Raw genomic sequence first — 18647 nt, forward strand, 5'->3', positions numbered from 1 at the left:
ACCCGCCGGGCGCCGCCTACCGGCTGTCGGGTGGGGTCGAGGCGGGCAGCGACGGACACGGCTGCGAGCCTGGCGCCTCGCGGGACGGGCGATGGATCAGCAGCCCGGCCAGCGCCGCCCCGACCAGCAGCAGCCCGGCGCACCAGGCCATCGCGCCCCGGAACGCGTCGGTCAGCGCCGCCTTCTGCTCGTACCCGGTGCCGCTGAGGCCGACCAGCAGCGGCAGCGCGGCCACCGCCAACAGGCCGCCGGCCCGGGACGCCGCGTTGTTGAACCCGCTGGCCACCCCTGCGAACCGGTCCGCCACGGCGGCCAGCACCGAGGCGGTCAGCGGTGCCACCACCAGGGTCAGGCCCAGGCCGAAGAGGGTCACCCCGGGCAGCACGTCCGTCCAGTACGACGCGCCCGGCCGCACCCCGCGCAGCAGCAGCAGGCCGATCGCGGCCACCACCGGGCCCACGGTCAGCGGCAGCCGGGGACCGATCCGGGCCGACAGCGCCCCGGCACGGGACGAGCCGACCAGCAGCAGGACCGTCATGGGGACGGTGGCCAGGCCGGTGAGCAGCGCCGACCAGCCCACCACGTTCTGCAGGTACACGGCGAGGAAGAAGGTGAACCCGCCCAGCGCCGCGTACACCACCACCGTGAAGACGTTCAGCACCGAGAAGAGCCGGCTGCCGAACAGCCCGACGGGCAGCATGGCGGTGTCGCCCCGGCGCCGTTCCACCAGCACGAACGCGACGGCGGCGAGCACCCCGACCAGCGCCGACGCCAACACCGGCAGCGAACCGCCCCGGGCCGGCGCGTCGATCAGTGCGTACGTGACGCCGGCCAGGCCGAGCGCGCCGAGCAGGGCGCCGGCCACGTCGAACCGCCGCCGCCCGGTCCCGGTACGCGAGGCGTCCTCGTCGCGGCTCTCCGGCACCCAGCGCAGCGCGGCCAGCACCACCGGCACGGCCAGCGGCAGGTTGATGAAGAAGATCCACCGCCAGGAGAGAGCGTCGATCAGCCAGCCCCCGACGAGCGGGCCGAGCGCGGTGGAGACCCCGGCCAGCCCGGACCAGGCCCCGATCGCCCGGCCCCGGTCGTCGGGGTGGAAGCTGGACTGGATGACCGACAGCGAGCCGGGGGTGAGCAGCGCGCCCCCGGCGCCCTGGAGGAACCGGGCCGCGACCAGCCAGCCGGTGTCCTGGGCCAGGCCGCACAGCGCCGAGGCGACGGCGAACCAGGCCACCCCGATCAGGAACACCCGCCGCCGCCCGAACCGGTCACCGAGCGCCCCGCCGAGCAGCACGAACGCGGCCAGCATGAGCAAATACCCGTTGACGGTCCACTGGAGACCGGCCACCGTGGCGCCGAGTTCCGCGCCGAGGCGGGGCAGGGCCACGTTGACCACGGTGCTGTCCAGGAAGACCATGCCTGAGGCGAGGATCGCGGCGAGCAGCGTCCCCCGGGCGGCGGGGGTGCCCATCCGGAGCGCGGGCGCGGGTGTTGACTCGGTCACGGGTATTCATCCTCCTCCGGTCGATTTGCCGGACGCCACGATTCATGGAAACGGTGCCGGGGTACTGTGCGCAATCGCCGGGAGCCCGCAAGCTGGAGAGGTGTCGTCTGTGCGTACCAGATCAGGACGTCGTGTGGCCGGGGTGGCCGCGCTCGCCGCGGCGCTCGCCCTCGTGGCCGCCGGCTGCTCGCCCGTCGACGAGCCCGAAGCCCCGCCCAGCGGCAGCGGCAGCAACGTCAGTGAGCAGCTGGGCCAGCTGACCGTCGCCAGCGCCGGCTCGATGAAGGGCTACAGCCGCGACCACTTCCCGCACTGGCGGAACACCGGGAAGAACTGCGACGTGCGGGACAGCGTCCTCAAGCGCGACGGTGAGGACATCCGGCTCTCCGGCTGCAACGTGGTCGGCGGCCACTGGGAGAGCGTGTACGACGGCCGGGTCTTCACCAACCCCTCCGACGTGGACATCGACCACACCGTGCCGCTGGCCAACGCGTGGCGCTCGGGGGCGGACGAGTGGGACGACGCCAAGCGGGGCGACTTCGCGAACGATCTCACGAGACCGCAGCTCTTCGCGGTTTCCGCCTCCTCGAACCGGGCAAAGGGTGACCAGGACCCGTCCCAGTGGAAACCGGCGAACCGCTCGTACTGGTGCAAGTACGCCGAGAACTGGGTGACGGTGAAGCACCACTGGCGGCTGACGGTGACCAGTGCCGAGAAGGCCGCCCTGACCGACATGCTGGGGGGCTGCACATGGGCGAGCAAGCCGTGACCGGGACCGGGACCGGGACCGGGACGAGCAAGGGTGCCACCACGGCCGGGATGATCGCGGACGGTGCCCCGGCGGGCCCGGCCGACGTCTCGGGCGCCGGCATGTCCGCCGACGCGGGGGCCACCAGCGCTGCGGCGGCCCCGCCCACGGGTGCTCCGGCCGGCGGCGGGGCGCAGAGCCGCACTGCCGACGTCGTCCCCGGCCCCGGCGGCGTGATGACCGACGAGGCCGGCGTGGTGACCGGCGAGCTGACCCTGCGCACGGAGTACGCCGATGGCCAGGTCGTCCTCCGCGTGCAGTACCGGGAGGCCGACGAGTGGTACGTCGTGACCGGCGGGAAGGCCCCGCTGGCCGACCCGGCCGGGCTGGACGCGGTGCACACGATCGCGGTCGGCCTGCTCAACCGCCCGGAGGGCTGACCTGCCCGGGGCCCCTGCGACGCGAGCCGCGCCGACAAGGGCCCCTCGCTCACACGTACGAGCCGGGCTCGGTGGGGGCGGAGACGACGGCCGGGGCCTCGCCCTCGCCCTCGGGCCGGACGATCTGCACGCTCACCTTGTGCGAGCGCAGCTCGCCGCTGGCGATCCGCTCCGCGAAGTGACAGGCGACCCGGCTGCCGCCGATGTCCCGCAGCGCCGGCCGCTCCTCGGCACAGCGGGTGGGCTGGGCCCACGGGCAGCGGGTGTGGAACCGGCAGCCCGCCGGCGGGTTGGCCGGCGACGGTAGGTCCCCGGCGAGCAGGATGCGCTCCCGCCGGTCCTCCACGTCCGGGTCCGGCACCGGCACGGCCGACATCAGCGCCCGGGTGTACGGGTGCAGCGGCTCGCTGTACAGCCGGTCGCTCGGCGCCTCCTCGACCAGCGCGCCCAGGTACATCACGCCGACCACGTCGGAGATGTGCTTGACCACGGCAAGGTCGTGGGCGATGAACAGGTAGGTCAGGCCGAGGTTGTCTTGGAGCTCGTCGAGCAGGTTCACCACCTGGGCCTGGATGGAGACGTCCAGGGCGGAGACCGGCTCGTCGGCGACGATCAGCTCGGGGCCGAGCACCAGGGCCCGGGCGATGCCGATGCGCTGCCGCTGACCGCCGGAGAACTCGTGCGGGTACCGGGACAGCGCCCAGCGGGGCAGCCCCACCGCGTCGAGGGTCTCGCCGATGATCCGCCGCCGGTCGTCCCGGTCGGTCCCGATGCCGTGGGTCTGCAACCCCTCGACCAGGATCGACTCGACGTTCTGCCGGGGGTCCAGGCTCGACATCGGGTCCTGGAAGATCATCTGCATCCGGCGGCGCATGGTGCGCAGCTTCCCGGCCGGGAGCGTGGTCAGCTCGACGCCGTCGAACCGGACCTCGCCGGCGGTGGGCGGGGTGAGCTGGAGCAGGGCCCGGCCGAGCGTGGACTTGCCGCAACCGGACTCGCCGACCAGCCCGTACGTCTTCCCGCGCGGGATGCTCAGGTCGACCCCGTCGACCGCCTTGACGTGGCCGACCACCCGGTCGAGGAGGATTCCCCGCTTGATCGGGAAGTGCACCTTCAGGTCGCGGACCTCGACGAGGATGTCGCTCTCGGTCACGGCTTCCTCGGTCACGGCTTCTCCTTTTCGCGCGGGGCGGGCACCGGGCCCGCGGTCGCGTCGTCGGCCGCCGTGGGGGCGGCGGCACCGGCCGCCGGGGCGCTCGTGGCCGGGGCCGTCGCGGCCCGCCCGCTGGTGACGCCCGGGGGCACGGTGCCCGGGACCGGGGCCGGGTTGACGCACCGGTAGCTTCGGCCGTCGTGGGCGAGCACCAGCTCCGGCGGCTCCCCCACGCACTCGTCGATGCGGCGGGCGCAGCGCGGGGCGAAGGCGCAGCCGTCCGGCCAGGCCAACAGGTCCCGGACCGAGCCGGGGATCGGATTCAGCCGCTCGCCGCGCCCCGCGTCCAGGCGCGGCACCGAGCCGAGCAGACCCACCGTGTACGGGTGCCGCGGCTCGCGGAACAGCGGGCGTCGGCGGGCCGTCTCCACCACCCGGCCGCCGTACAGCACGTTGATCGTGTCGCACATGCCGGCGACCACCCCCAGGTCGTGGGTGATCATCACGAGCGCGGTGCCGGAGTCCCGGACCAGGTCCTTGAGCAGCTCCAGGATCTGTGCCTGGATGGTGACGTCCAGCGCGGTGGTCGGCTCGTCGGCGATCAGCAGCCGGGGCTGGCAGGCCACCGCCATGGCGATCAGGGCGCGCTGCCGCATGCCGCCGGAGAGCTGGTGCGGGTACTCCTTGAGCCGGCGGCGCGGGTCGGGGATACCGACCCGGTCGAGCAGGTCGGCGGCTTCCTTCTTGGCCGCCTCCCCCCTCATCCCCCGGTGCCGGGTCAGCACCTCGGTCACCTGCAACCCGATCGGGATCACCGGGTTCAGCGAGGAGAGCGGGTCCTGGAAGATCATCGCGACGTCCCGGCCCCGGATGTCCCGGCGGGACCGGTCGTCGAGCTGGAGCAGGTCCGTGCCGTCGAAGACCGCCTTGCCGCCGACCCGCAGGCCGGGCTGCTTGGGCAGCAGCCCCATGATGGCCAACGAGGTGACGCTCTTGCCGCAGCCGGACTCGCCGACCAGGCCGACCACCTCGCCGGCGTCGACCGCGAAGGACACCCCGTCGACGGCGTGCACGGTGCGCTGACCGCGTCGGGCGAAGGTGACGGAGAGGTCGTCCACCTGGAGCAGTGCCATTACCGACCTTCCGTTCGCGACTGCCGGGATCGCAGGATCAGTCCTCGCGCTTCGCGCATGAACCGGCCTCCTGCTCGCGACTGCGGGGCTCGCAAGCTCACTCCTCGCGCTTCGCGCATACCGGCCTACTTCCGCAGCTTCGGGTCGAGGGCCTCGCGCATCGCCTCGCCGAGCAGGGTGAAACCGAGCGCGGTGACGATGATGGCGAGGGCGGGCAGGACGGCCAGCCGGGGCGCGGCGTCGAGGTAGCGCTGCGCGTCGGCGAGCATCACGCCCCACTCCGGGATGGACGCGTCGTTGTTGCCGAGGCCGAGGAAGGACAGCGCGGCGGCTTCGATGATCGCGGTGGCCAGGGTCAGCGTCGCCTGGACGATCACCGGGGCGAGCGAGTTCGGCACCACGTGGGTCAGCGCGATCTTCGGCTTCTTCACGCCCAGCGACGTCGCGGCCAGCACGTAGTCGCTGTTGGACTGGGAGATCATCGAGCCGCGCAGCAGCCGGGCGAAGACCGGCACGGAGACCACGCCGACCGCGATCATCACAGTGGTCAGGCTGGAGCCGAGCAGCGCGGCGATGCTGATCGCGAGCAGCAGGCTCGGCATGGCCAGCAGCATGTCGACGAAGCGCATGAGGGCGTTGTCGAGGGCCCGGCCCCACTTGCCGCCGAGGCCGGCCGCGGCGCCGGCGACGCCGCCGATCAGCGACCCGACGGCCAGGCCGATCAGCGTGGAGATGATGCCGACCAGCAGGGTCTGCCGGGCACCGACGATCATCCGGCTGAACTCGTCGCGGCCGATGTGGTCGACGCCGAACCAGTTCTCCGCCCGGGGGCCCGGGAAGTAGCCGATGTTGTCCCGGATCTCGCCCTTCCAGAGCTGGGCGTCCGCCGGATGCGGGACCAGGAACGGCCCGACGATGGCGACCAGCAGGAACAGGCCCAGGATCACCGCGCCGACGATGGCGGCCGGGTTGCGCCGCAGCCGGCGGAAAGCCTCCTGCCAGAGGCTCACGCCCCGCTCGTCGTCCCGGGCGGCCAGCTCGGCGAGCCGGTCGATCTTCTCGCGCTTCTTACCGCTGATCGTCGTCATCGCACCCTCACCCTCGGGTCGATCACGCTGTATGAAAGGTCCACCAGGAGGTTCACCAGCACGTACACCACCGCGATGATCAGGATGAAGCCCATCAGCACGGGATAGTCGCGCTGGCTGATCGCCTCGGCGACGAACGCCCCGATGCCGCTGAAGGCGAAGACGGTCTCGGTCAGCACCGCGCCGGAGAGCAGGCCACCGGTGAGCAGGCCGATCGAGGTGACCACGGGCAGCATGGCGTTGCGCAGCACGTGCCGGCGGCGGACCGTGTTCTCGGTCAGGCCCTTGGCCTCGGCGGTGCGGACGAAGTCCTCGTTGAGCACCTCCAGCACGCTGGCCCGGGTGATCCGGACGATGATCGCCAGGGGGATGCTGGCCAGCGCGAGGCCCGGCAGCACCAGGTGCCAGATTGCGTCGGCGGCGGCGTCCCACTCCCGGGTCATCAGCCCGTCGAAGACGAAGAAGTTGGTGATCCGGGTCGCCCCGAGGGTCGGATCCTGCCGGCCGCTGGACGGGAACCAGCCGAGGTTCTCCGAGAAGATCGCCTTCAGCACGTACGCCAGGAAGAAGACCGGGATGCAGATGCCGATCAGCGACCCGCCGACCGAGAGGTGGTCGAGCATCCGGCCCCGACGGCGGGCGGCCAGGTAGCCCAGCGGGATGCCGATCCCGATCGCGATCACCATGGCCATCACGGTCAGCTCGACGGTGCCGGGGAAGCGCTCGATGAACTCGGTGACGACCGGCCGCTTGGTGGAGGTCGAGGTGCCCAGGTCCAGCTTGATCAGCCGCCGGACGAACCGGCCGTACTGGATCAGGATCGGCTCGTCGAGACCGAAGTTGCGGCGGATGGCCGCGCGCATCTCCGGCGTGCCGCGCTCACCCAGGATGGCGGTCTCGGGGCCGCCCGGCAGCCGGCGCAGCCAGATGAACAGCAGGAGGGAGAGCCCGATCAGCGTCGGTATGAGCTGAAGCAGGCGTCTGACGATGAACCGGAACACGGCGGCCTCGGAAGGGGATGCGGAGGGGTGCGGGCGGGCGCTGTGGTGACAGCGCCCGCCCGCGTTCGTTGCGTCAGATCAGGACTTGAACTCGGCGGTAGCGAACCGCTCGTCGGTGAGCGGGCTCGCCTTGATCCCGGTCACGTCCTTGCCGAACACGATCGCCGGCGGCGAGTGCGAGATCGGCACGCCCGGCAGGCGATCCATGATGGCCTTGTTCAGGGCCTTGTACTTCTCCACCCGGGCCGCCTGGTCGGCGGTGGTGTCCGCGTCCTTGAACTGGTCGAAGAGGGCCTTGTCGGTGAAGCCCCACTCGTCCTTCGGCCGGTCGAAGAAGGTGCCGATGAAGTTGTAGGCGTCGCCGTAGTCACCGGTCCAGCCGAGGAAGTGGATGTCGTGCTTGTTGCCCGAGGTGGTGGCGTTCAGGTAGTCCGGGCTCCACTTGAGCGGGATGGCCTCGACCTTGATGCCGACCGCCTTGAGGTCCGCCGACAGCAGCTCGAAGATGTCCTTCGGGTTCGGCATGTACGGCCGGGTGACCTCGGTCGGGTAGTGGAACCGCAGGCTCAGGTTCGACGCGCCGGCCTCGGCCAGCAACTGCTTGGCCTTCTCCGGGTTGTAGTCGTACTTGGTCACGTCGCCGTTGAAGCCCTCGACGGTGTCCGGCATGAAGTTCACGCCGACCTTGGCGCCCGGGGGCAGCTTCGAGTCGACCAGCGCCTGGCGGTTGAGCGCGTACGCGATCGCCTGGCGAACCTTGACGTCGGCGAGCTTCGGGTTCCCCTTCTGGTTGATCGCCAGGTAGAGGACGTTGAACGCCGGGCGGGTGAGCATGTTGAAGCCCTCGGACCTCAGCGGCTCGACGTCGGCCGGGCCGACCAGGTCGTAGCCCTGGATGTCGCCGGAGCGCAGCGCCTGCTTGCGCGCGTTCTCGTCCGAGATGGTCTTGTAGATCAGGGTCTTCAGCTTGGCCTTGTTGCCGTAGTAGTCGTCGTTGCGCTCGATGGTGAGCGTCTTGTTGGCGACGTCCCAGGCCTTGAACTTGAACGGGCCGGTGCCGGTCGGGTGCTCCATCGCGTACGACGGGTACTTGATGTCCTCAGCGGTGCCACCCACGTTGCTGGCGTCGTACTGCTCCAGCGCCTTCGGGCTGTGGATGGAGAACGAGGGCAGCATCAGCGCGGCCGGGATCTTGCTGGAGACCCGGGTGAACGCCAGGTCGACCGTGGTGGCGTCCTTGGCGGTGCACGACTTGAACAGGCTCGGCGGCAGGTCGGCGTTCTCGTTCTTGGCGAACCCGCCCATGACGTCCTGCCAGTACGCGGTCACGTCCGGGCTCTGCATGAGGCCCTTGGCGTTGTACCAGCGGTTGAAGTTGACGCACACGGCCTCGGCGTTGAAGTCGGCGCCGTCGTGGAACTTCACGCCCGTGCGGAGCTTGAACGTCCAGGTGGTGCCGGCTGCGTCCGGGGTCCACGACTCGGCCAGCCCTGGGGTGACCTTGGTGCCACCCTCCTCCGGCCGGACCAGGGTCTCGAAGACCTGACGCGCTACGCGCAGCGACTCGCCGTCGCTGGCGAAGCTGGGGTCGAGGACCTTCGGGTCGCCGGCCACGCCGAAGACCAGAGTGTCCTTCTTGCTACCGCCGGAACTGTCATCGCGGTCGCTCTCGGCGCAGCCTGCTACCGCGAGGGCCGCGACCGCGACGGCCGCAATTGCGACCTTCGGGCTGGGTGCACGCATGGGTGCTTCACCTCGTCCTTGGGGGTACGGACAACGTGGTGACAGGGGTCACCGATGGCCGTGACCTTAGCCGCCGTTCGGACCGCCGGGAAACCGCCGAGGAACCGGTTGGTACCGGATCGTGTCTTAACCGGTACGGCTCGCACGCGCCGACCCAGCGGACCGCCACCAAAGGAGCGATTTGCACTGTTTCATAGATGCGAATTTGTTACATCGGCCGTCGCCCTGGTCCGACCACATGTCAGATGCCCCACAGTGGATCGGGACGCCGGAAGGACCGACGGCCGGCACCGGTTCCCCAGTGTCGGCCGTCGGCACGCCGGGTACGGGTCAGACGGCGCGGCGGCCCTCGAAGGCTCGGCCGAGGGTGATCTCGTCGGCGTACTCCAAGTCGCCGCCGACCGGCAGGCCGCTGGCGAGCCGGGTCACCGCGATGCCCATCGGCTTGACCATCAGCGCCAGGTACGTCGCCGTCGCCTCGCCCTCGGTGTTCGGGTCGGTGGCGAGGATCAGCTCGCGCACCGCGCCGCCACTCAGCCGGGTCAGCAGTTCCCGGATGCGCAGGTTGTCCGGGCCGATCCCCTCCAGCGGGTTGATCGCCCCGCCGAGCACGTGGTAGCGGCCCCGGAACTCGCCGGTCCGCTCGACCGCCACCACGTCCTTCGGCTCCTCGACCACGCAGAGCACCTCGTCGGTGCGGCGCGGGTCCCGGCAGATCCGGCACTGCTCGGACTCGGCGACGTTGTAGCAGGTGGTGCAGAACCGCACCAGATCCTTGACCTTGCGCAGCGCGCCGGCCAGCCGGTTGACGTCGGCCGGGTCCGCCGACAGGACGTGGAAGGCGATCCGCTGGGCGCTCTTCGGGCCGACGCCCGGCAGCCGCCCCAACTCGTCGATCAGGTCCTGGATGGCACCTTCGTACATCTGGTCGCCGGCTCAGAAACCGGGGAGGCCGAGGCCGCCCGCGCCGCCCGCGACCGGGCCCATCTTCTGCTCGGTCAGCACCCGGGCCGCCTCGGCGGCGTTGTGCAGCGCGGCGACCACCAGGTCCTCCAGCGTCTCCACGTCCTCCGGGTCGACCGCCTTCGGGTCGATCTTGATGCTCTTGATGTCGCCGGAGCCGGAGACGGTCGCGGTGACCAGGCCGCCACCGGCGGTGCCGGTCAGCTCGGCCTCGGCCAGCTCGGCCTGGGCCTTGGCGATCTGCTGCTGCATCTTCTGCGCCTGCTTCAGCATCTGCTGCATGTTCGGCTGTCCACCTGGGCGCACGGATGGCTCCTTCTCGCACTCGTCTGCTCGGCCGCGCCCAGCCTAGTCGGGGCGTGGCCCGTCCTCCGGTACGGGCGACACCCGCGTCAGCGGGCGTCCACCTCGTCGATCTTCTCGGCGCCGAACGCCTCCCGGAGCAGCTGCACCGCCTGCTCCTCGCTGGACTGCCGGGCGGTCCGCTCGTCGATCACCTCGTCGAGCGGCTCGTCGCCCGGGTCGAAGCCCTCATGGGTCGGGGTGGCCGGCGCCGATCCCGGTCGTCCGCCGCCGCGCACCGGCCCGTCATAGTCGGGATCGTAGGGCGGCTCGCCGGCCCAGTCGGCGTCCGCAGACCGTCGGGCCCCGTTCTGGGTACGCGGGCCACGGCCGGCCGCCGCCGCCCGCGCGGCGGCGATGGCGCTGCTGACCGGCGCGCCGCCCGCACCGCCACCGTTGCCGGCGGCGCCGTTGACCGGCGGGGCCGCCGCTGCCGGGCCCGCGCCCCGCGCAGGGGCTGCGGGGGCGGGCTCACGGGTCGGGGCAGCGGGGGTCCGGGGCGGGGCGGTCGCCCCCGCGTCGTCGGCGGGTTGCCCGGCGGGGTCGGTCCCGCCCGGGCGGGCCGCCTCCGGCCAGTCGTCCTCCTGCGTCGCGTTCACGGCCGGCGCGGCCCCTCCGGGGCGGGCCGGTTCGGGCCACCCCTCGTCCCCACCGGCCGACGTGGCCGGAGCCGCGCCGGCCCGGCCGTCCGGCGGGCCGGACGTCGGAGGGGCGACAGCGGCGCTGGCGGCCGGCGTGGTGGGCCGGGCGGGCGTGGGAGCCGCCGCCCGGGGGCCGCCACCGCCCCGCTCGCCGGAGACCTCGCAGCGGAGCTGCCAACGCCCGCCGAACTCCTCGTAGAGCGCTTCGACCAACAGATCCGGCTCGTTCGAAAGCGCCTGCGCGTGGAACGGGTAGCGGAACGTCAGGACGATTACCTGGTTGTCGACCTCCCGGACGGTGGCTTCCCTGGCCCAGGCCGCCACCTTCTTGCTCTTGCGGCCCACCTTGCCGACGACATCCGGCCACGCCCGGCGCACCGCCACCGCGTCCAGCGCCCCCGGGGCCGCCGCGCCGGGGCGGGGCGGGGCCGGGGTGCCCGGGTCGGGCATGACCGCCTCCGGCGGGACCTCCCGCCGAGGCGCGACCGGGGCGGCCGGAGCCGCCGGCACGGGAGCGGCGGGCGGAGGCGGGTCACCCGCCGGGGCGGCGGACGCCGCCGCCGGCGCGGTCGGGGCGGCAGCCGCAGGCGGGGCGGCCGGCTCGGGGCGTACCGCGGCGGTGGGGGCGATCGGCGCGGGGCCGGCGGCGGCCGGCGGCGGCTCGGTGCCGCCGAGGGTGAGCCGGCGTTCCATCCGCTCCAGGCGCTGGAGCAGGGCACCGGTCGAGTCGTCCGCGCCCGGCAGCAGCATCCGGGCGCAGATCAGCTCCAGCAGCAGCCGGGGCGCGGTGGTGCCGCGCATGTCGACCAGGCCGTTGTGCACGATGTCGGCGCACCGGGACAGGGTGGCCGGGCCGAGCCGCTGGGCCTGGGCGGTCATCCGCTCGACATGGTCGGCCGGCCCGTCGATCAGGCCCTTGGTGGCGGCGTCCGGCACCTGCTGGAGCACGATCAGGTCGCGCAGCCGCTCCAGCAGGTCCGAGGCGAACCGGCGCGGGTCGTGCCCGGCCTCGGCCACCCGGTCCACGGTCGCGTACGCGGTCGCGCCGTCCCCGGCGGCCAGGGCGTCGCACATCTCGTCGATCAGCGCCGAGTCGGTGACGCCGAGCAGCGCGGCGGCCCGGGCGTAGCTGACCCCCTCCGGACCCGCGCCGGCGATGAGCTGGTCGAGCACGGAGAGGCTGTCCCGGGCGCTGCCGCCGCCGGCACGCACGACCAGGGGGAAGACCGCCGGGTCGACGGTGGCCCCCTCGGCCTCGCAGAGCTGCTCCAGGTACGGCCGGAGCACCTTCGGCGGGATCAGCCGGAACGGGTAGTGGTGGGTCCGCGACTTGATCGTGCCGAGGACCTTCTCCGGCTCGGTGGTGGCGAAGATGAACTTGACGTACTCCGGGGGCTCCTCGACCAGCTTGAGCAGGGCGTTGAAGCCGGCCGACGAGACCATGTGCGCCTCGTCGATGACGTAGATCTTGAACCGGCTGTGGGCCGGCGCGAAGAACGCCTTCTCGCGCAGCTCCCGGGCGTCGTCGACGCCGCCGTGGCTGGCCGCGTCGATCTCCAGCACGTCGATGGAGCCGCCGTCGGTGGCCAGCGAGCGGCAGGACTCACACTGCCCGCACGGCTCCGGGGTGGGACCCTGCTCACAGTTCAGCGAGCGGGCCAGGATGCGCGCGCTGGAGGTCTTGCCGCAGCCGCGCGGGCCGGAGAAGAGGTACGCGTGGTTGAGCCGCCCGCTGCGCAGCGCCTGCGACAGCGGCTCGGTGACGTGCTCCTGCCCGATGACCTCGGCGAAGGTGCGCGGCCGGTACTTGCGGTAGAGCGCCAGTGCCACCCGTCCCGCCTCCTCTCGACCGAGCCATTCTGCGCCGGTCGGGCACGCGTGACCACCCACCACCCCGTGACCCTGACCTCGGGGTACGGTACCGGCGCCCGGAGACAAAAAGGCCTCCCGTGCACCCGGCAGAGCTCGCTTATCCTTGCTGCCTTCCGGCCCTGGGGAGGTTCACGAGATACCGCCGCACGGGAGGTGAGACCCACCCTACCCGACCGCCGGTCGATCTTCGGGGGGTGGTGGGGTGGCCGGGCCGCGACGGACCTGTATCCTGTCTCACGGAGGATTCGCCTAGAGGCCTAGGGCGCACGCTTGGAAAGCGTGTTGGGTTTACACCCTCACGAGTTCGAATCTCGTATCCTCCGCCGCTGAGCAGCACCAACGCGAGGGTCGACCCCACCGGGGCCGGCCCTCGCGGCGTTCCGGGCCCGCCCCGTCTCAGTTGTCGTCTCAGTACCCATGCTTGCCCCACCGAGCCGACAGGCACAGCGATCCGCTCGCAGCCTCCGGCCATCTCACAGCCGCGCATGAACCCCGGCCACCAGTGAACACTCGACCGAGCCTCACGGCGGCTTAGCCAACCAAGGGCTCAAACGACCCCGGCGAAGGGGTTGTCAGTGACAACGGTTTCCTTGTCACTGACAAGAGTCGACCCTCCATTCCCTCAAGCCGGAAGGGCCTATCTCCCTAAGTCGCACTTCTTGTGCGACGACAAAGCGAGGAGATTCCTACAATGGGAACGGCGCCCGAGCTTGTCTCTCGGGCGCCGCCATGCTCCCTACCCTCCAAGAAGCAAGGAGCTGCGATGAAGCTTAGCGACTTTGAGCTGCAGCCGGAAGACCCCGGGAACAACGCGAACCTGAGTCTGCGACGCCGGATAACCGTTCGACATTTCGTCATAGCAGTCACAGTCACCGCCACGGCGTATTTAGTTCACCGACGCACCGACGATTCACTTCTCGCTCTCGCCAGCCTGCCCGCAATGCACGGATTTCTTTGCTACTGGCTCGCCGAGGGAAACGATGCACGCAAACAGCCGGGAAGCTGGTGAATCGCCATGAGAGACTGGACGGCTCGGATTGTCTTCGCCAAAACCGCTACGGCAGTCAAGGCATCCAGAGCGCAGAACGAGCGCCTAGCGTTGGACTGGAAGGTCATCAATCGTCGGACTGGCGCAACCCTCGTGGCCACGCAGACGATACGGGGCATGACAGCATCTTCCGCACTATCTAAGGCCGCTCGGACGGTGGAGTGGATTCAGAAGGCGGCAGAAGCAACCATCGACCCGATCTCAGTTTCGGTTCATCAAGAGGGCACGCCGGAGCATGTCCCAGAACTCATAACTCTCGCCGAGATCGCCGTTCAGCTAGGAGTGTCTAGACAACGAGCGCAGCAATTATCGCGCCAGGTGTGGTTTCCACCTCCCGTCGCACGAACGAAGAGCGGCCCTATCTATACCCTGGCGGACGCCCAGCAAATGCAGCGCGCAAGAGAAGCCAAGATCGGCCAGGATTACGCACGAAGTAGTCCAGTAACGCCAACCACAGAACAGGGCTAGCAGGGGCTTGGGGTGACGGGGTCGACCGAATTCGACCCCGTCAAAACTATTTTTCAGTCTCTCCCCAGAGCAGCCCGCCCAGTTGCTGTGCGATGTCCCGGCGCACCTGATCCGTCATGTGCTGGTACCGGACGGCCATCGCCGAGTTGGACCAGCCCATAATGCCCATCACCGCGCGGCCGGAGACGCCGAGGACCAGGAGCACGGTGGCGGCGGTGTGCCGCGCGTCGTGCAACCGGCCGTCCCGTACTCCGGCGAGTTTGAGCAGCCGCTTCCATTCGTCGTAGTCCGTCGCCTGGTGGATCGTCTCGCCGGTCGGCGAGGCGAACACCCACCCCTCGTCGCGCCAGAGCTGCGCGGCGGTCTCGCGCTCGACTTCCTGTTTTTTCCGGTGCTGCCGAAGTAGCTCAACCAGCGCATGCGGTAGGCCGATGGAGCGACGGCCGGCGCGCGACTTAGTGTCCGCCGCCACCGGACGTTCATTCACCCGCTCGGAGCATTGGCCGGGCAACTTCTGCTCGCACTTCCCCTCGCAGCCGTGCCGCCACTTCGGCCGGAGAAGTGCGCGGCGCACGGTCAGCGTCTCGTTGTTCAGATCCACGTCCGGCCATTTCAGGCCGAGCGCCTCGCCCTGCCGCAGCCCGAGGGCGAGCGCCACCGCCCATCGGGCGCTGTTCCTTCGCGATGCTGCCGCGCGGAGAATCGCTTGTACCTCCGGCACTGAGTACGGCTGAACCTCCGTATCCGGGAGACGGGGCGGCTTGGCCAGCGCGGCGGGGTTCCGAGCGAGATGCCCACGGCGAACCGCCTCGCCGAGCGCCGTGCGGATGGTTCGGTGCGCCTGGTGAGCAGTGCCGGCCGCGCTGCCGTTGGCCATCATCCAGACGTAAAGCTTCTCCAGGTGCTCCGGTTCCAGGCGGTCGAGGCGGTGGGCGCCCACACCGGGAATCAGGTGCCGGCGGACGGCCACCCGATACCCGTCGAGGGTGTTCGTACGGACCACCGGGCCGGCGATGTTCTCCACCCAGTGCGTAAGCCACTTTTCAACGGTCCAGCGCTGCCCCGGCTTCCGAACCGTGCCGTTGTCCCGCTCCCGTTCGAGCGTGCGAACCTTACGGATCACCTCGGCCTCGGTCTTCGCCTGGACATGCCGCCGGTCCGGCTTGCCGTTGTCCTTCACACCGACCGTGACGCGACCGTGCCAGTAGCCGTCGCCGCCCTTGTAGATGCTCGATGCACCGTTTGGCTTGCGTCCCATTGCTGACTCCTTCCGTCAGGCGGCGTGGTTGAGGGGCGTCGGTTCGGCGAGCAGGTTGCGCACGTACTCGTCCAGGCAAAAGGTGGGAACTCGGCGGAGGCGGCCGATGGTGACGGTGCGAATCTGTCCGGTTTTGATGAGGGCGTACATGGTGGTGCGGCCGATGCCGAGTCGTTGGGCGGCTTCTTCGATGGTCAGAACGACACGGTTTTCTGGCGTGGGCACGGCTTCTCCCCGTAGTTCCGTTGGGCTGAGAACGCCGGTGGCGGGCGTTCTCAGCGGGCGAGGGGCAATTGCTGGTTGGAGCAGGAGAATCGATGAAGGCCGCTAGCGGGGCCCGCCGAGAGCCCCCGAAAGCCAAGATCTCGGGCAGGTCGATGAAGCGATACGCCGGATCGGCTCAGGGGTCTCAACGGGCCGTCTACACGGGTCGGCGGCGGGTGGTTAGTGCGTCGCTGCGCGAGACCGCTGAACCATCTCCGCATCTCCGCATCTCCGCAAACATGGCTGTGAGCTGGGCAAATGCTTGCGGAGATGCGGAGTTCTGCCGAGGGTTCATCTCCGCAGAGGAGGTGTGATCTCCGCAGCGGTTGCGGAGATGCGGAGATTGATGATCCTCAAGGTTTTGATCTCCGCAGGGTGTTTCCGCTGGTGGTGGTGGGTTGGTGCGGCGTTGCGGAGATGCGGAGATGGTTCAGCGGGTTTCATTCCTGGTGGTGTTCGACCCGGAACACGGACCGGTCGCCTCGGTCGTTCTTGCCAGCGCGGATGACGTGTTCGCCGCGCCAGCGTCCGGCCTGGCCGGTGAGGAGTCGGCCGAGTTGCAGCGGGTTGGGTAGGCGGCCGTTGTGGGTGGTGATGAATTGGCCGTCCCACGGGTCGTTGATGTCGTTGCCGAGTTGCATCGGTTCGGCGTCGCGGCGTAGGTCGGCGGCGGTCATCGCCCGGCCGCCGTGGCGGTCGTGCCAGCAGGTGAGGAACGCGCGCCAGCGCGTTTCGTCTTCATCGATCTCACGGATGTCGGCGGCGTTGGTGAGGAATCCGTCGATGCCGTGGTGGTGGAGGAATCCGCCGAGGGCTTGTGCCCACGGGGTGAACTGCCGCATCGACAACCCGCCGACGCGGGGTGCTCCCTGCCGTGTCCAGTCGAGGACCAGCACGAGCAGGTGCCACAGGACGGTGAGTTGGTTGGCCGGGTCGGTGATCCACTGGTCGAGGTGGGGGATGCCGAACCCTCGTTGGTCGCGCAGTTCGGGGCGGGGCATGTCTGGGTCGAGGTGCACGCGCACGGTACGGCTCGCCATGTCTCCGCCGACCTGGAGGTTGTTGCCGGTGGCCATCCACAGCCGGTCGTTGACGGTGGCGACGTTGCGCGACGCGCCTAGCTGCCGGTCGGACCACACGCCGGAGGTGACGAGCTGGGCGAGCACCGGGGAGTCGATGACGGTTCCCTCGGCGAGGTTGTCCCAGATGACCACGCCGACCTGCTCTGCGAGCACGGCCGTGATGGATTTCCGCAGTTCTTCGTCGGAGTAGGCCCAGGTCATGACGCGCTGCCCGTAGAGCATGCCGGGGCCGGCGGTGAGGATGGTCTTGCCGGATGACGGCATGGTGGCGTCGATGAGCGCGAACGGCGTAAGGGATCGGGTGAAGTGCCGCAGGATCGGCGTGGCGAGCAGGGCAACGTAGTTGGCCCGGTCGGCGGCGGACGCCCAGGGGAAGTCACGCAGGAACCGGCCGAGCAGGAACGTACGCGCGTCATCGACCTGCTCGGGGGTCGGCTGGTCGGGCACGGGCGGAAGCGCGACCTTGGAGGCCAGGTAGAGGCCGGTCGCCGGGTCGTAGCCGGGTTGTTGGAGCAGGGTGCCGTCGCGTCGCAGCACCGGAGCGCCGATAATCCCGCGCAGCGGTGGCACGCCCGGCCAGGTCTTGCCGGCCAGCACCGACGACAGGATGTCGCGGGGCGGGGTCACCTCGTCTTCGAACATCTCCGGGTTGCCGGTGTCGCTCTTGCGGGTCTTGACCCGGTAGACGTAGGCGTGTTCGGCGAGCAGCCCGGCCAAGCCGGCGGGGTTGAGGTTGCTCGCGCTGATCGGCAGCGGGGAGTCTTCGTCAGCGGCGGTCGGCAGGCCGCCGGAGACGGCTTCCATGTGCACGAGAGAGCCGGCGGAAACGTAGGTGTCGGGCAACAGCCCATCAACGAGCGCGGCCTTGAGGACGCGAATGGTCTCGGGGCCGGAGCCGATCTGTAGGCGGGTGCTCATGCGGCCCTCCCGGCGTTGGCCAGGGTGCGCGGGTTGCGGGCGCCCACGCGTAGGCCGGATGTGATGGTGCGGGCGATCTCGCCCGGTCGCAGGCCGATCGACAGCGCGGCCGGTTCCAGGACGGCGGTCACGTCCGCTTCGGTGAGCGCGCCCCCGGCGGCGAGCTGCCCGAGGGCAACCGCCGAGGCGAACAGGGCGTGGTTGCGCTGCCCGTCGACAGCGGCGGCCAGGTGGGCGACCTGCCGGCGGATCGCGGCGGCGACGTAGGGGCCGCGCCGGTCGGCCGGCAACGCCACCGCGGCGGGCCGGTACGCCGGTCGCGGGACGGGGGCGAGCAGGGCGGCGAGCCAGTCGGGCAGCGGGGCGGGGTCGCAGTCCAACGCCATTTCGTACGCCCGGCCGGCAACCGTGCTGCCGGCGGCGACGACGTAGCCGCCGTGCGCGCGGGTGTCGACCTTCCATCCGAGCCCTCGGCCCCGGTCGCTGGTGGTGTTGCGCAGCTCGGGGCCGGTGGTCGGGTGCTGGTAGTAGAGGTGGCTTCCGCCCCGGCCGGTGGTCACGGTGTACGTCGCGTCGATGGCGCGGCCGTGCTGCTCGGCCAGGGCGGCGAGCACGTCCAGGCCGCAGGCCGCGCCCGACCAGCGCGGCGGCGCGGTGTCGTCGGCGTTCTTGGGCACGTCCAGGTCGATTACGACCAACCCGGAGGGGCCGCACGCGATGCCGACGCCGTAGGGGCGGGTCGACCACGCCCGGCGGATGCGCTGCGGGTCGGTCGTGGCGCGTTCCTCCCACCCGACGTGACGGCCGACAGCCCGGCAACGCCGGTCGGTACGGTCGCACCGCTCGGCGGTGCAGCGGGACGGGAAAGCGGGCCGCTTGGCCTCGTCCTCATCGCCGGTGCGGGCGTCGGGGCGCAGCGGGAAGACGTGCCAGCCACGTTCGGCGTGGGCGAGCGCGGCGGCGAGCAGGTCTGGCATGGGT

General features: G+C 70.8%; 16 protein-coding genes, 1 tRNA gene and 1 other RNA gene. 4 read left to right on the top strand and 14 right to left on the bottom strand.

The genetic code is table 11. The annotated features are described in order from the left end of the window. Positions 1–16 precede the first annotated feature (16 nt). Complete coding sequence (locus tag OG617_RS12460; protein WP_405103649.1) at positions 17–1471, bottom strand: MFS transporter; 1455 nt, start codon at positions 1469–1471, stop codon at positions 17–19. Positions 1472–1613: 142 nt separating this feature from the next. Between OG617_RS12460 and OG617_RS12465 the strand changes: the two genes are divergently transcribed. Continuing rightward, positions 1614–2273, top strand: a complete 660-nt coding sequence (locus OG617_RS12465; protein WP_405101451.1) for an HNH endonuclease family protein — start codon at positions 1614–1616, stop codon at positions 2271–2273. Further along, positions 2255–2692: a hypothetical protein gene (locus tag OG617_RS12470; protein WP_405101453.1), complete on the top strand. Its 438-nt coding sequence runs from the start codon at positions 2255–2257 to the stop codon at positions 2690–2692. The genes OG617_RS12465 and OG617_RS12470 overlap by 19 nt, the downstream gene beginning before the upstream one ends. Before the next feature lie 49 nt (positions 2693–2741). Here OG617_RS12470 and OG617_RS12475 read toward each other — a convergent pair whose 3' ends face one another. The 9 genes from OG617_RS12475 to ffs all read right to left on the bottom strand — a co-directional run bounded on the left by OG617_RS12475 (position 2742) and on the right by ffs (position 12784). Beyond that, positions 2742–3845, bottom strand: a complete 1104-nt coding sequence (locus OG617_RS12475) for an ABC transporter ATP-binding protein (protein ID WP_405103651.1) — start codon at positions 3843–3845, stop codon at positions 2742–2744. An 11-nt stretch (positions 3846–3856) separates the two neighbouring features. Continuing rightward, positions 3857–4978, bottom strand: coding sequence for an ABC transporter ATP-binding protein (locus tag OG617_RS12480; RefSeq protein ID WP_405101455.1), 1122 nt, complete (start codon positions 4976–4978; stop codon positions 3857–3859). A gap of 125 nt (positions 4979–5103) precedes the next feature. Beyond that, positions 5104–6066 (bottom strand): ABC transporter permease, encoded by a 963-nt coding sequence (locus OG617_RS12485; RefSeq protein ID WP_405101457.1) that lies wholly within the window; start codon positions 6064–6066, stop codon positions 5104–5106. Then, positions 6063–7067, bottom strand: a complete 1005-nt coding sequence (locus tag OG617_RS12490; RefSeq protein WP_405101459.1) for an ABC transporter permease — start codon at positions 7065–7067, stop codon at positions 6063–6065. The genes OG617_RS12485 and OG617_RS12490 overlap by 4 nt, the downstream gene beginning before the upstream one ends. Before the next feature lie 78 nt (positions 7068–7145). Then, positions 7146–8810: an ABC transporter substrate-binding protein gene (locus tag OG617_RS12495; protein ID WP_405101461.1), complete on the bottom strand. Its 1665-nt coding sequence runs from the start codon at positions 8808–8810 to the stop codon at positions 7146–7148. A 330-nt stretch (positions 8811–9140) separates the two neighbouring features. Further along, the gene (gene recR, locus OG617_RS12500) at positions 9141–9734 is read right to left on the bottom strand and encodes a recombination mediator RecR (RefSeq protein WP_350881190.1); all 594 of its coding nucleotides are present in this window, start codon (positions 9732–9734) and stop codon (positions 9141–9143) included. A gap of 12 nt (positions 9735–9746) precedes the next feature. Further along, positions 9747–10055: a YbaB/EbfC family nucleoid-associated protein gene (locus OG617_RS12505; protein ID WP_201754419.1), complete on the bottom strand. Its 309-nt coding sequence runs from the start codon at positions 10053–10055 to the stop codon at positions 9747–9749. A 110-nt stretch (positions 10056–10165) separates the two neighbouring features. After that, positions 10166–12586 carry a DNA polymerase III subunit gamma and tau gene (locus tag OG617_RS12510; RefSeq protein ID WP_405101464.1) on the bottom strand — a complete coding sequence of 807 codons (2421 nt, stop codon included), beginning with the start codon at positions 12584–12586 and terminating at the stop codon, positions 10166–10168. A gap of 108 nt (positions 12587–12694) precedes the next feature. Beyond that, an RNA gene (ffs, locus tag OG617_RS12515) (signal recognition particle sRNA small type) lies at positions 12695–12784 on the bottom strand. 82 nt (positions 12785–12866) lie between these two features. On the opposite strand from ffs, the gene OG617_RS12520 reads away from it, so the two are divergent. Continuing rightward, positions 12867–12951, top strand: a tRNA-Ser gene (locus OG617_RS12520). Between the two features lie 440 nt (positions 12952–13391). Beyond that, complete coding sequence (locus OG617_RS12525) at positions 13392–13637, top strand: hypothetical protein (protein WP_405101466.1); 246 nt, start codon at positions 13392–13394, stop codon at positions 13635–13637. A gap of 553 nt (positions 13638–14190) precedes the next feature. Here OG617_RS12525 and OG617_RS12530 read toward each other — a convergent pair. The 4 genes from OG617_RS12530 to OG617_RS12545 all read right to left on the bottom strand — a co-directional run bounded on the left by OG617_RS12530 (position 14191) and on the right by OG617_RS12545 (position 18643). Then, entirely contained in the window at positions 14191–15402 is a 1212-nt protein-coding gene (locus OG617_RS12530) for a tyrosine-type recombinase/integrase (protein WP_405101468.1), read from the bottom strand. A 15-nt stretch (positions 15403–15417) separates the two neighbouring features. Beyond that, a complete protein-coding gene (locus tag OG617_RS12535) occupies positions 15418–15627 on the bottom strand; it encodes a helix-turn-helix domain-containing protein (RefSeq protein WP_405101470.1) in 210 nt (69 codons plus the stop codon). Positions 15628–16106: 479 nt separating this feature from the next. Continuing rightward, positions 16107–17666, bottom strand: a complete 1560-nt coding sequence (locus OG617_RS12540) for a hypothetical protein (RefSeq protein ID WP_405101472.1) — start codon at positions 17664–17666, stop codon at positions 16107–16109. Next, a complete protein-coding gene (locus OG617_RS12545; protein WP_405101474.1) occupies positions 17663–18643 on the bottom strand; it encodes a bifunctional DNA primase/polymerase in 981 nt (326 codons plus the stop codon). Before OG617_RS12545 ends, OG617_RS12540 begins: the two co-directional genes overlap by 4 nt. Between the last annotated feature and the right edge of the window lie 4 nt (positions 18644–18647).

It is taken from the genome of Micromonospora sp. NBC_01412 (assembly GCF_045040215.1).
GTDB lineage: Bacteria > Actinomycetota > Actinomycetes > Mycobacteriales > Micromonosporaceae > Micromonospora > Micromonospora rubida.